The sequence below is a fragment of the Gordonia sp. (in: high G+C Gram-positive bacteria) genome, from assembly GCF_047600385.1.
GTDB lineage: Bacteria > Actinomycetota > Actinomycetes > Mycobacteriales > Mycobacteriaceae > Gordonia.
Map to the genome: position 1 here is coordinate 3,542,350 of NZ_JASGKZ010000001.1, position 13,186 is coordinate 3,555,535.

Annotated in this window: 10 protein-coding genes; all 10 read right to left on the reverse strand. The window is 70.5% G+C overall.

The features are described from left to right. The 10 genes from proB to QM809_RS16095 all read right to left on the reverse strand — a co-directional run bounded on the left by proB (position 1) and on the right by QM809_RS16095 (position 13,085). Entirely contained in the window at positions 1-1,116 is a 1,116-nt protein-coding gene (gene proB, locus QM809_RS16050; RefSeq protein ID WP_415046714.1) for a glutamate 5-kinase, read from the reverse strand. Next, entirely contained in the window at positions 1,109-2,668 is a 1,560-nt protein-coding gene (gene obgE, locus QM809_RS16055; protein WP_415046715.1) for a GTPase ObgE, read from the reverse strand. Before obgE ends, proB begins: the two co-directional genes overlap by 8 nt. Before the next feature lie 126 nt (positions 2,669-2,794). Then, on the reverse strand, positions 2,795-3,058 hold the full coding sequence (gene rpmA, locus QM809_RS16060; protein WP_415046716.1) for a 50S ribosomal protein L27: 264 nt from the start codon (positions 3,056-3,058) through the stop codon (positions 2,795-2,797). Positions 3,059-3,091: 33 nt separating this feature from the next. Then, entirely contained in the window at positions 3,092-3,406 is a 315-nt protein-coding gene (gene rplU / locus QM809_RS16065; RefSeq protein ID WP_415046717.1) for a 50S ribosomal protein L21, read from the reverse strand. Between the two features lie 217 nt (positions 3,407-3,623). After that, positions 3,624-7,013 (reverse strand): translation initiation factor IF-2 N-terminal domain-containing protein, encoded by a 3,390-nt coding sequence (locus QM809_RS16070; protein WP_415046718.1) that lies wholly within the window; start codon positions 7,011-7,013, stop codon positions 3,624-3,626. A gap of 327 nt (positions 7,014-7,340) precedes the next feature. Then, the gene (gene ndk, locus QM809_RS16075) at positions 7,341-7,757 is read right to left on the reverse strand and encodes a nucleoside-diphosphate kinase (protein ID WP_415046719.1); all 417 of its coding nucleotides are present in this window, start codon (positions 7,755-7,757) and stop codon (positions 7,341-7,343) included. Positions 7,758-7,841: 84 nt separating this feature from the next. After that, entirely contained in the window at positions 7,842-8,399 is a 558-nt protein-coding gene (locus QM809_RS16080) for a hypothetical protein (RefSeq protein WP_415046720.1), read from the reverse strand. 122 nt (positions 8,400-8,521) lie between these two features. Next, a complete protein-coding gene (locus QM809_RS16085; RefSeq protein ID WP_415046721.1) occupies positions 8,522-9,019 on the reverse strand; it encodes a DUF4233 domain-containing protein in 498 nt (165 codons plus the stop codon). Beyond that, positions 9,016-10,434, reverse strand: a complete 1,419-nt coding sequence (folC, locus tag QM809_RS16090; RefSeq protein WP_415046722.1) for a bifunctional tetrahydrofolate synthase/dihydrofolate synthase — start codon at positions 10,432-10,434, stop codon at positions 9,016-9,018. Before folC ends, QM809_RS16085 begins: the two co-directional genes overlap by 4 nt. Continuing rightward, entirely contained in the window at positions 10,431-13,085 is a 2,655-nt protein-coding gene (locus tag QM809_RS16095) for a valine--tRNA ligase (RefSeq protein WP_415046723.1), read from the reverse strand. The genes folC and QM809_RS16095 overlap by 4 nt, the downstream gene beginning before the upstream one ends. Positions 13,086-13,186: the final 101 nt, after the last annotated feature.

Sequence of the window (13,186 nt, forward strand, 5' to 3'; positions counted from 1 at the left end):
TCACGTCCGAACGAGGTCGTTGGCGTGGATCACCGGCCGACGCAGGTCCGACGGCAGGTCGTCCCCCGACTTCCCGGCCATCTCGGCCACCTCGTCGGCGTCGTACGACGCCACGCCGCGCGCACAGACCCGCCCGTCCGGACCGGCGAGCTCCACGACGTCGCCGTCGGAGAAGTTGCCGTCGACGGCGGTGATCCCGGCGGCGAGCAGCGAGCGCCGCCGCCCCACCACGGCGTCCACCGCGCCGGCGTCGATCGTCAGTCGGCCGAGCGACTCCGCGGCGTGCCGCACCCAGAACCTCCGGGCCGACAGCCGCTGCGGACGGGCGGCGAAGACCGTGCCGACACTCGCGCCGCCGAGCGCCCGGTCCGCCTGCGCGGCGGCGGCCAGCAGCACCGGGACACCCGAATCGGCCGCCAGCCGGGCCGCGGCCAGCTTCGAGGCCATGCCGCCGGTGCCGAGCGCTCCCCCGGATCCGGCGATCACGCCGTCCAGGTCCTCGGGTCCGGACACCTCGTCGATGAAGCGGGCGGGCTCGCCGTCCGGACCGGGTCTGCGCGGGTCCCCGGTGTAGAGGCCGTCGACGTCGGACAGCAGCACCAGCGCATCGGCGCCGGCCAGGTGTGCCACCAGCGCCCCGAGCCGGTCGTTGTCGCCGAAGCGGAGTTCGTTGGTGGCGACGGTGTCGTTCTCGTTCACCACGGCCACCGCGTGCAGGGCGCGCAACCGGTTCAGGGTGCGCTGGGCGTTCGCGTGATGCGCGCGGTTGGACACGTCGTCGGCGGTCAGCAGCACCTGGCCCACCGTGCGCCCGTAACGCGCGAACGACGCATCCCAGGCCTGCGCCAGCTTCAGCTGACCGACGCTCGCGGCCGCCTGCTTGGTCGCCAGATCCACCGGACGCTTCTTGAGCCCGAGCGGCGCGATCCCCGCGCCGACGGCACCGGAGGAGACGACGACGACGTCGCTCCCGGCCCGCATGCGCGCCTCGAGGGCGTCGACCAGGGCATCGAGCCGGGCGTGATCCAGCCCGGTCCGCAGATCGGTGACCGCCGAGGAACCGATCTTCACCACGATCGACCGGGCCGCGGCGATCGCCGCACGCACCTCAGTCATCCGTCCCCTCGCCGTGTTCGGCGGCGCCGTCCCCGGCATCGTCGTGTTCGGTGTCGTCGTGTTCGGCGTCGTCGGCGGACCAGCCCAGGCTCTCCTGCGACTCGTCGGCCTCGTCGTCGCGCTGGCGCCGCAGCTTGCGGGCGGCCTTGCGCTCGGCCGCGCCGATGCGGTCGTTGCGTTCGAGGCGGATGTCGGTGCCGCGACCGGTCAGCGGGACCTCCTCGCTCGAGGGCACCGACGGCTCCCAGTCGAAGGTCATGCCGGCGATGGTGACCGCCGCCCCCGGCCGGGCGCCGCGCTTGACCAGCGCGTCCTCCACGCCGAGACGGTTGAGCCGGTCGGCCAGGTAGCCCACGGCCTCGTCGTTCTCGAACTGCGTCTGACGGATCCAGCGTTCGGGGCGTTCGCCGCGGACGATGAAGCCGCCCTCGATCTCCGGGTCCTCGATCACGGTGAACTCGGTCTTGTCGACGGCCTTGGGCCGGATCACGGCGCGGCGCGCGACCGGCTTCTCCTGCTCCCGGCGATACTTCTCGACCAGTTCCGCGAGCGCGAACTTGAGCTCGTTCAGACCCTTGTGCGCCACCGCGGACACCCGGTACACCGGCCAGCCGCGTTCGGCGATGTCGGCCTCCACCAGGTCGGCCAGCTCGTCGGCCTCGGGGATGTCGACCTTGTTCAGGATCACGATGCGCGGCCGCGTCGCCAGATCGCCGAGCGACTGGTCCTCGGCGAGCACCGGCTGGTACGCGGCCAGTTCGGCTTCGAGCGCGTCGATGTCGGAGACCGGGTCGCGGCCGGGTTCGAGCGTCGCGCAGTCGACGACGTGCGCGAGCACCGCGCAGCGTTCCAGGTGCCGCAGGAAGTCCAGGCCGAGGCCGCGTCCCTGCGAGGCGCCCGGGATCAGTCCCGGCACGTCGGCGATGGTGTAGGTCCGATCACCGGCCGTCACGACGCCGAGGTTGGGGGCCAGCGTGGTGAACGGGTAGTCGGCGATCTTCGGTTTGGCCGCCGACAGCACCGAGACCAGCGACGACTTGCCCGCCGACGGGAAGCCCACCAGGCCGACGTCGGCGACCGACTTGAGCTCCAGCACCAGCTGCCGCTCTTCGCCGGGCTCGCCCAGCAGCGCGAATCCGGGGGCCTTGCGGGCCTTGGACGCCAGGGCCGCGTTGCCCAGGCCGCCGCGGCCGCCCTGGCCGGCGACGAACTCGGTCCCCTCCCCCACCATGTCGGCGAGGACGGTGCCGTCGGTGTCGAGCACGACGGTCCCGTCGGGCACCTTGAGCACCAGGGACTCGCCGTTGGCGCCGCTGCGGTTGCCGCCCTCGCCGGGTCGGCCGTTGCCGGCCTTGGCGTGCGGACGGAAGTGGAAGTCGAGCAGCGTGTGCACCTGGGGGTCCACCACCAGGATCACGTCTCCGCCGCTGCCTCCGTTGCCGCCGTCCGGGCCGCCCAGCGGCCGGAACTTCTCACGGTGCACCGAGGAACAACCGTGCCCTCCGTTGCCGGCGACGGCGTCGATGGTCACACGGTCGACGAATCGCGACATGCGTGTCTCCTTTCCTGGTGCGCGGCTCCGGGCAGCGGGCTGCGCGTGACAGACGACGACAGGGCGGGTCAGGGTCGATGAGACCCCGTCCCGCCCTGTCGGCTCAGAACTGTGTGAGTGTCCGGGTCAGACCGAAGCCGGTTCCGGGACGATGTTCACGGTCTTGCGGCCGCGCTTGGAGCCGAACTCCACCGAACCGGCGACGAGCGCGAACAGGGTGTCGTCGCCACCGCGACCGACGTTGACGCCCGGGTGGAACTTGGTGCCGCGCTGGCGGATCAGGATCTCACCGGCGCTGACCACCTGGCCGCCGAAGCGCTTCACACCGAGGCGCTGGGCGTTCGAATCGCGACCGTTCCGCGAGCTGGATGCACCCTTCTTATGTGCCATTCCTCTGTCCTCCTTAAGGAAGTAGTGAAACGCTTACGCGTTGATTCCGGTGACCTTCAGGACCGTCAGCTTCTGACGGTGACCCTGGCGCTTGTGGTAGCCGGTCTTGTTCTTGAACTTGTGGATCCGGATCTTCGGGCCCTTGACGTGCTCGACGACCTCGGCCTGGACCGAAGCCTTGGCCAGCGCGTCGGCGTCGGTCGTCAGGCTTGCGCCGTCGACGACAAGCGCCACCGGAAGCTGCACGGAGCCGCCCGGCTCGACCTCGATCTTCTCGACCTTCACAGTGTCGCCTTCAGCGACCTTGTACTGCTTACCGCCGGTCTTGACGATGGCGTACGTTGCCATTCCCGCTGTCCTCTTAACTCGTCTCATCGGGCCGGGGCGCAGAGGTGCCTGCGTCCGGCGTACATCGGTGTTCTCTCGTCTCCGGCTCCATCCGGAGATCCTCCCGCAGTCCCGGGGTTTCAAGACCCCGCGCACAGGTGTGCGCTCGCCTACGGGAGGCGACCTGTCAAGGCTACGGCAGAAGGCTGGACCAGGTCAAACCGGCCTTCCACACGGGTCACTCCCGTTCCGCGGGCGGCGGACCCGACGCCCGGCGGCCGCTCCGGCGCCGGGGCTTGCGGGTGACCTCCACGACGGGCTCGGCGGCCCGCGCGGCCACCGAGGTGACCGGCTTGTCGGCGGTCACGACGATCGGCTCGGCCGGTGCGCTGGGCGCCGCGGCCCGGCGGGCGGCACGACGACGACGCGTCACGACCGGCGCGGGCGGCGCCTGCTCCTCGGCGACCTGCTCCTCGACGACCGTCTTCTCAGCGGCCTTCTTGTCAGCCTTGTCGGCGACCTTCTCGTCGGCGGGAACCTCCGCGACCGACTCGGCCGCCGTCTCCGCCGGGACCGGCCGGGTCTCGACGACGGCCTGCTCGGTCTCGACCGGCGACTCGGTCTCGACGACGGTCTCGGTCACCTCGACCTCGACGACCGTCTCCTCGATCGTCACCACCGCGACCACCTCGGACTCGGTCCCCGCGGCTTCGTCCGCCGCGGCCTCGTCCTCGTGATGGGCCATCGCCTTGAAGAGCGGGTGCTCGGCCGCCGGCTTGTGCTGCTTGCTCTCGGCGGCGGGCTTCGCCGGCGTCTCGGGGACGACGGCCTCGGCCTTCTCCTTCTCGGCCTTGCGCTTGTTGCGGCGCGACCGCTTGGAGCCGCCCTCGCCGCCCCGGCCGCCGTCGTCGCCCGAACGGACCTCGACGGGGTTCGGGTGGACGATCAGTCCGCGTCCGCTGCAGCAGGTGCAGGTGGTGGAGAACGCCTCGAGCAGACCGGTGCCGAGCCGCTTGCGCGTCATCTGCACCAGGCCCAGCGAGGTGACCTCGGAGACCTGGTGACGGGTGCGGTCCCGGGCGAGCGCCTCGGTGAGACGCCGCAGCACCAGGTCGCGGTTCGACTCCAGGACCATGTCGATGAAGTCGACGATGATCATGCCGCCGATGTCACGCAGCCGCATCTGGCGGACGATCTCCTCGGCCGCCTCCAGGTTGTTGCGGGTGACGGTCTCTTCGAGGTTGCCGCCGCTGCCGGTGAACTTGCCGGTGTTGACGTCGACGACGGTCATCGCCTCGGTGTGCTCGATGATCAGCGTGCCGCCGGACGGCAGCCAGACCTTGCGGTCGAGCGCCTTGGTGAGCTGCTCGTCGATCCGGTACACGCCGAAGCTGTCGGCCGAGTTCGGGTTCTCCTTCTCGAAGCGGGTCACCCGCTCGGCGAGATCCGGCGCGACGCTGCCGACGTAGCCGGAGACCTGGTCCCAGGCCTTCGCGCCTTCGACGACGAGCTTGCTGAAGTCCTCGTTGAACAGGTCGCGGACCACGCGGACGAGCAGGTCCGGCTCCTCGTAGAGCGCGCGGGTGGTGCCCGACGCCTTCGCGGTGTGCTCGGCGGCCGCGGCCTCGATGCCCTTCCACTGCTCTTCCAGGCGCGCGATGTCGGCGCCGAGCTCCTCGGCGCTGACGCCCTCGGAGGCGGTGCGGATGATCACGCCGGCCTCGGCGGGGACCAGTTTGCCCAGGATCGACTTGAGGCGCTTGCGCTCGGTGTCGGGCAGCTTGCGGCTGATCCCGGTCGACGTCCCGCCCGGGACGTACACCAGGTAGCGGCCGGCCAGGGAGATCTGCGTGGTCAGGCGGGCGCCCTTGTGGCCCACCGGGTCCTTGCTCACCTGCACCAGCACGTAGTCGCCGGGGCGGAGCGCCTGCTCGATCTTGCGGGAGCCGCCGTCCAGACCGGCCGCCTCCCAGTTCACCTCGCCGGCGTACAGGACGCCGTTGCGGCCGCGGCCGATGTCGACGAAGGCCGCCTCCATCCCGGGCAGCACGTTCTGCACGCGTCCCAGGTAGATGTTGCCGACCATCGACTGGCTGGTCTCGGTGGTGACGAAGTGCTCCACCAGCACGCCGTCCTCGAGGACGGCGACCTGGGTGTAGTCCTCCTTGGGCGCGTGCGGATCGGCGGCGGCGACGGCCGGATCGACGTTGCGCTCGCGGACCACCATCACCCGTTCGACGGCCTCCCGGCGGGCGAGGAACTCCGACTCGGACAGGATCGGCGGACGACGACGGCCCGCATCCCGCCCGTCGCGGCGCCGCTGACGCTTCGCCTCGAGCCGGGTGGAACCGGAGATGCCCTGCACCTCGTCGCGCACCTTCTTGGCCCGCGGCTCACGCTCGTGCACCACGGTGTTCGGCGGATCGTCCGGCGAGGCCTCCTCGGCCTCGGCGCCGCCCTTGCGACGACGACGCCTGCGCCGCCGCTTGCTCGTCGGGGTCGCCGACTCGTCGCCGTCGCCCTCGGCGGTCTCGTCGTTCTCGACGTCCTGTGCCTCGGCCTCGGGCTCCTTCGCCTCGGCGTCGTCGGCCGGGTTCTCGGCGCCGGCATCGCCCTCGGCGTTCTTCGCCTCGGCGTCGTTCTTCTCGGCCCGCTCGTCGTCGCCCGCGGCGGCCTTGCTCCCGGCGCCCTTGTTCTCGGTACCGCTCTCGGCGTTCGCGCCCTGGGCGGCCTTGTTCTTGGCGCCCTTGCCCTTCTTGCCCCGGCCCTTGCCCTTGGGCGCGACGGCGTCGGGGGTCTCGGCGGCGGGCACCGGTTCGGCGGAGTCGTTCTCGGCGGCCTCCTCCGAAGAGGTCTCCTCGGCCTTCTCGTCCCGGTTCTCCGCCGACGTCTCGGTGCCGTCCTGCTCGTTCGCATCGCCCCGGCCGCGCCCGCGGCCGCGACGTCCACGACGACGCCGCCGGTTCCGCTGCGGTCCGTCCTCGGCATCCGCGGCGGCCTCGTCGTCGTTCTGCTCGTCCGTGCCCGGCTCGTCGGCCGGCCTCTCCGCGGAATCCCGACCGTCCGCGTCCCCGGTCTCGGCGGCGGCGGGCTCCGACACGACGGGTTCCGGCGCGACGGGCTCGGCGTCCTCGTCCGACGACGCGCTACCCACGGTCTCGGCGACAACGGGTTCGGGCGCGGTCGGCGGCAGGAACAGCGGCGCGACCTCGGCCGGTGCGGCCGCCGGCGCGGCGGGCTCCTCGACGGTGAGCGCGGAGAACAGCGTCTCGGCGACCGGCGCCGGAGCCACCTCGACAGCGGACTCCGGTTCGGCGGGTTTCGGTTCGGCGGTCGGCTCCGGTGTGCCGGCGCTCCCGGTGTTCAGGGCGAGCTCGGCCTGGGCCGGCGCCGCGTCGTCACCGGCGGCCGATGCGGCCAGGCGGTCGGCGACGGCCTGCGCCTGTTCGCGTCCGATGGACGACGATGCCGAGCGCGCGGTGACGCCCAGTTCCTGCAGATGTGCGAGCACTTCCCGGCTGGTCACTCCCAGCGTCCGGGCGAGTGCGTGCACGCGAAGTCGCAGGGGAAATGCTTCCGCCGAATCATCCGATGCGTTGGCATCGGTCGGCGACCCGTTATCGGTCACGTGGTCTCCTCGAGGCCCCCGGGCGCGTCGATCCGAATGCTTCCGACGCGGCCACGCGAGGGCCCTGGCTATGTGTGCGGCCGTCACCGGCCGAGTGTTATGTGGTCTTCGCGTCGGGAACGACGCCTTGCTGTGTTCGACTGCTTCCGCGCGCGCCGTGGGTGGACGGCCCCTGCGCAGGTAGTCGTATCCGTCGATACCAAAGTGTGGCACCGAGGACCTGCCCAGTATCCCACATGTTCACCGGTTTTCCGTACACGGCCGCCGAATACGGGAAAGACCCCGCGCCACGACGGCGCGGGGTCTTCCGGGAACGGCTCGGGTGGATCAGGCGTTCAGGGCCGGGAACCAGAGGGCGATCTCACGGGCGGCGGACTCGGGCGAGTCCGAGCCGTGCACGATGTTGAACTGGGTCTCCAGGCCGAAATCGCCGCGGATGGTGCCCGGGGTGGCCTTCTCGACGGGGTCGGTGCCGCCGGCGAGCTGCCGGAACGCCGGGATCGCACGCTCACCCTCGACGACCATGGCGACGACCGGGGCGGAGGTGATGAACTCGAGCAGGTCGCCGAAGAACGGGCGTTCGGAGTGCTCGGCGTAATGCTCGGAGGCCACCTCGGTGGTCACCTGACGCAGTTCGAGAGCAGCCAGCTTCAGGCCCTTGCGCTCGATGCGGGCGATCACTTCGCCGATCAGTCCGCGCTGGACGCCGTCGGGCTTGATGAGGACGAGAGTCTGTTCAGTCACGAGGAGAACTGTAAGGCATGGACGACGACGCCCCGCGCCCGGAGCACCCCGGCCGTGACCGGTGCGACACCTCTCACCCCGCCGCTACGGGCAGTACTGTTCCTCCACCGACCAGACGCCGTAGTCGAACAGGTTTCCGGGCGTCGAATGCGGGTTGAAGATGATCTGTACGCAGGCCCCCGCCGTCTTGGCGGCCGCCTTCAGTTCGCGGTCGATCTGGTCGGCCAGGACGTCGTTCGCCATGCGGTACTGCGCGGGGACCGGGAATCCTCGGATCTTGTCGCCCGGGCGCTGCTGGTGGAGCCAGAGCGTCGCGCTGCGCGTCGCGAGATAACCGAACGCGCCCTGCGGGACGGTCAGCGGGAACGACGGCTCCACGGAGTCGTCGGGCGAGGGCAGCGGCTTCTCCGGGATCTTCCGATCCATGTCGGGCGCCTCCGGTCGACCGGGCCCGGCCTGATCGCCCGGCTTGTCGACCTGCTTCCGCAGTGCCGTCTCCAGACCCTTCGGATCGAGCAGCGCCTTCTCCAGGCCCGCACGATCGACGACCACGTTGTCCCAGAGCTTCTCCGGAGCCGCTTCCGCGGGGGCCACCGTCAGCAGTGTCCCCATCACCGGCGCGACCCCCGCCAGTGCCATCATCCATCGACGACCACGCGTCATCTGACCCACTTCCGTTCCTAGGCGGTCCGCTCACGCCTTCCGGAGGAGTGTAGCCCACGTTACCGACGGGTCGGTCTCCTCGACGACGTCGCCGACCGCCCCTACTGCCGCTGACTGGGCAGCTGACCTCGGGCGATGCGTTTCTCGACGTCGTTCTTCAGGTAGGCGATGTAGACCCAGACACAGAGGAACACCGCACCCACGACGGCGATCGACCAGTGGAACACGCCGCCGGCGATCACCAGCGCCTGCAGGACCAGGTTCACCTTGAGCGCGTACGGCTCGCCCTGCCGCCCGGAGAACAGGGTCATGATCAGACACAGCACGCCCAGATACAGGCCCGACGCCCAGGTGACGCCGTTCGCGGTGAGCGTGCCCACCACCGGGAAGGTGAGTCCGACGACGATCACCTCGAGGATCAGCACACCGGCCATCACCCCGCGGAAACCCTTCCAGGGGTCGCTGGTCGGCGCGGGCACCGCACCGCCCGCACCCTCCGTGCCGTCCGCGCGATCCTCCGTGCCGTCCGCGCGGCCCGCCATTTCGTCCGCGCGGTCGGCCGCGTCGTCCGACGACCGAGCCTTGTCGAGGTCACTCATGCGGGTTCCTTACCGAACAGGGTGCGGCCGGCGCCCGCGGTGACCACCGAACCGGTGATCACCACGCCCGCGCCGGAAAGGGTCTCGTCGTCGTCTTCCTCCGCCAGTCCGATGGCCGCGGCCACCGCGTCGGGCAGGAAGGGTTCGATGCGCACGCGGTCCTCGCCGAAGATCTCGGTCGCCAGGTCGCCGAGCGTCTCGGGGTCGAGCGCACGCGGGGAGCCGTTGTGGGTGATCACCACGGCGTCGAGCACCGGTTCGACGGCCTCCAGGAAGCCGCGCGCATCCTTGTCGCCGAGCATGGCGATCACACCGATCAGACGGCGGAACTCGAACTCTTCGGAGAGCGTCCGGGCCAGGGCCGCGCCGCCGTGCGGGTTGTGCGCGGCGTCGACGAAGACCGTCGGCGCGCTCCGGACGCGTTCCAGGCGGCCGGGACTGGCCACCTCGGCGAAACCGGCGCGCACCAGATCGGCGTCGATCCGACGGTCCGGTCCGGCCCCGAAGAAGGCTTCCACCGCGGCGAGCGCCAGCGCGGCGTTCTCGGCCTGGTGGGCGCCGTGGAGCGGGAGGAAGACGTCCTCGTACACCCCGCCCAGGCCCTGGATAGTGAGCAGCTGCCCGCCGACCGCGGTGGCCGACTCCAGCACGGCGAACTCCGAGTTCTGCCGCGCGACCACCGATTCGGCCTCCACCGCTTCGCGCAGGAGCACGTCCATCGCCTCGGGCTGCTGCACGCCGATCACCGTCACCGCGTCGTCGGGCACCAGGGCATCGGCAGCCGTCGCGGTGATGATCCCGGCCTTCTCCCCCGCGATCTGGGTGAGCGTGGTGCCGAGGTAGTCGGCGTGGTCGTAGGCGATCGGGGTGATCACCGCGACCGTGGAGTCGATCACGTTGGTGGCGTCCCAGCGGCCGCCCATCCCGGTCTCCACCACCGCCACCTCGATCGGCGCCTCGGCGAACGCGGCGTAGGCCATCGCGGTGAGCACCTCGAACTTGCTCATCCGCGGTCCGCCCGCGGCGGTCGACGAGTCGTCGACCATGGTGATGTACGGCTCGATGTCGCGGTAGGCGTCGACGTAGGTGCGCGCGCTGATCGGCCGGCCGTCGATCGCGATGCGCTCGGTCACCAGCTGCAGGTGCGGGCTGGTGATCCGGCCGGTCCGGCGATGGAAGGCGCGCAGCAGCGAGTCGATCATCCGGGTGACCGAGGTCTTGCCGTTGGTGCCCGCGATGTGGATCGACGGATACGAGTTCTGCGGGTTGCCCAGCAGCTCCATCAGCGCGTGGATGCGCGTCAGGGACGGCTCGATCTTGGTCTCCGGCCAGCGCGTGTCGAGTTCGGCCTCCACCGCCGCGAGTTCGGCGAGATCGGCCTCGTGGTCGGCCGCCTCGCCACCGGGTGCGGTCATCGCGCGTCCAGCTCCGCCAGTTTCGCCGTCAGCCGGGCCACCTCGGCCTCGGCCAGATCGCGTCGTGCGGTGATCTTGGCGACCACCGCTTCGGGGGCCTTCGCCAGGAACTGCTCGTTGCCCAGCTTCGCCGTGGTGCCGGCGAGTTCCTTCTCGGCCGCGGCGAGATCCTTCGCCGCCCGCTTGCGCTCGGCCTCGACGTCGACCTGACCGGAGGTGTCGATGGCGACGGTCGGCGTGCACGACGACAGCCGCACCTCGACGGTCGCCGTCTCGGCGAAGTCCTCCCCCGCCGGAGTGAGCCGGGCCAGCGACTCCAGGTAGGGCCGGGTGACCTCCAGCTCCGGAGTCAGGCCGCCGACCCGCGCGGCGACCCGCTGCCCCGGGTTGAGGCCCTGATCGCTGCGGAAGCGACGCACCTCGGTGACCAGCTTCTGCAGATCCTCGATCGCGGTGGCCGCGGCGTCGTCGAACGGCTCCCCCGACGGCTCCGGCCACGGTGCGACGACGACGGACTCGCCCCCGGTGAGCGCCTTCCACAGCGTCTCGGTGACGAACGGCATCACCGGCGAGAGAGCCCGCAGCAGCTTGTCCAGGACGGTGCCGAGCACCAGGGCCGTCGTCCCCGCGCGCTCGGGGCTCTCCGCGTTCTGCACCTTAGCCAACTCCAGGTACCAGTCGCAGACCTCGTCCCACGCGAAGTGGTAGAGCGCCTCGCAGGCCTTGGAGAACTCGTACGCCTCGAAACCCGAGTCGACGTCGGCCAGCACCTGATCCAGGCGGCCGAGGATCCAGCGGTCGGCGACGGTCAGCGCGTCCCGCGGCGGGAGCTCGCCGGTCACCGCACCGTTCATCAGCGCGAACTTGGTGGCGTTGAACAGTTTGGTGGCGAAGTTCCGCGAACTCTGCGCATGGGACTCGCCCACCGAGATGTCGCTGCCCGGGTTGGCGCCGCGCGCGAGCGTGAAACGCAGGGCGTCGGCGCCGAAGCGGTCGATCCAGTCGAGCGGATCGATGCCGTTGCCCTTGGACTTGCTCATCTTGGAGCCGTGCTCGTCGCGGACCAGGCCGTGCAGGAACACGTTCTCGAACGGGACGGTCGCGTTCTTCGCGGCGAACCCGGCGTCGTCGAGCCTGCCGACATAGGTGCCGAACATCATCATGCGCGCGACCCAGAAGAAGAGGATGTCGTAGCCGGTGACCAGCACCGACGTCGGATACCACTTCTCCAGGGCGGCGGTGGAGTCCGGCCAGCCCATGGTGGAGAACGGCCACAGACCGGAGCTGAACCAGGTGTCGAGGACGTCCGGGTCCTGCTCCCAGCCGACCGGGGCGGTCTCGTCGGGGCCGAAGCACTCCACCTCGCCGTTCGGGCCGTACCAGATGGGGATGCGGTGGCCCCACCACAACTGGCGCGAGATGCACCAGTCGTGCATGCCGTCGACCCAGTCGAACCAGCGCGGCTCCTGGCTCTTCGGGTGGATGACGGTCTCGCCGTCGCGCACCGCATCGCCGGCGGCCTTGGCCAGCCGGTCCACCTTGACCCACCACTGCAGGGACAGGCGCGGCTCGATGCTCTCACCGGACCGCTCGGAGTGGCCGACGCTGTGCAGGTACGGGCGCACCTCTTTGACGATGCGGCCCTGTTCGGCGAGCGCCTCACGGACCTTCACGCGGGCCTCGAAGCGGTCCATGCCGTCGAACCGCGTCCCGGTGCCCTCGATGCGGCCGGTCTTGTCCATGATGGTCGGCATCGGCAGCGAGTGCCGAAGGCCCATCTCGAAGTCGTTGGGGTCGTGCGCCGGGGTGATCTTCACCGCGCCGGTGCCGAATTCGGGGTCGACGTAGTCGTCGGCGATCACCGGGATCTTGCGGTCGAGGAACGGGTGGTCGATCTCGGTGCCGACCAGCGCGGTGTACCGCTCGTCGTCGGGGTGGACGGCGATGGCGGTGTCGCCGAGCATCGTCTCCATGCGGGTGGTGGCGACGACGATGTGCGGCTCGTCGTCGTTCATCGAGCCGTAGCGGAACGAGACCAGCTCGCCCTCGACCTCTTCGAACTTGACCTCGATGTCGCTGATCGCGGTCTGCAGCACCGGAGACCAGTTGACCAGGCGCTCGGCGCGGTAGATCAGCCCGTCGTCGTACAGCTTCTTGAAGATGCTCGCGACGGCGCGTGAGAGGCCCTCGTCCATGGTGAAGCGGTCCCGGCGCCAGTCGACGCCGTCACCGAGGCGGCGCATCTGGCCCTGGATGGTGCCGCCGGACTCCTCCTTCCACTTCCAGACCTCTTTGACGAAGACGTCGCGACCCAGCTCCTCCTTGGAGGTGCCGCGGGCGGCGAGCTGCTTCTCGACGATGGTCTGCGTCGCGATGCCGGCATGATCCATGCCCGGCAGCCACAGCACCTCGAAACCCTGCATGCGCTTGCGGCGGGTCAGGGTGTCCATCAGGGTGTGGTCGAGCGCGTGTCCCATGTGCAGCGAACCGGTCACGTTCGGCGGCGGCAGCACGATCGAGTAGCCGGGCTTGTCGCTGGTCTCGTCGGCGTCGAAGTACCCGGCCGACACCCAGCCCTCGTAGAGGGATTCCTCATGCTCGGCGGGATTCCAGGCAGCGGGAAGCGCGTTGGGCGCGTCAGGGGTGGTCACTCGGTCGATTCTAGGTAATCGGGTGGTCCGATGTTCCGCGGACCCTCCACTCGATCCCCTTTCACCATAACGCGGAGACCGGGGCTTGCGGCAAGGCCCCG

Excerpts from the sequence above, each read along its gene's own strand:
- proB (WP_415046714.1), bottom strand. The coding sequence starts at position 1,116 with ATGACTGAGGTGCGTGCGGCGATCGCCGCGGCCCGGTCGATCGTGGTG.
- obgE (WP_415046715.1), bottom strand. The coding sequence starts at position 2,668 with ATGTCGCGATTCGTCGACCGTGTGACCATCGACGCCGTCGCCGGCAAC.
- folC (WP_415046722.1), bottom strand. The coding sequence starts at position 10,434 with ATGACCGCACCCGGTGGCGAGGCGGCCGACCACGAGGCCGATCTCGCC.
- QM809_RS16085 (WP_415046721.1), bottom strand. The coding sequence starts at position 9,019 with ATGAGTGACCTCGACAAGGCTCGGTCGTCGGACGACGCGGCCGACCGC.
- rpmA (WP_415046716.1), bottom strand. The coding sequence starts at position 3,058 with ATGGCACATAAGAAGGGTGCATCCAGCTCGCGGAACGGTCGCGATTCG.
- rplU (WP_415046717.1), bottom strand. The coding sequence starts at position 3,406 with ATGGCAACGTACGCCATCGTCAAGACCGGCGGTAAGCAGTACAAGGTC.
- QM809_RS16080 (WP_415046720.1), bottom strand. The coding sequence starts at position 8,399 with ATGATGGCACTGGCGGGGGTCGCGCCGGTGATGGGGACACTGCTGACG.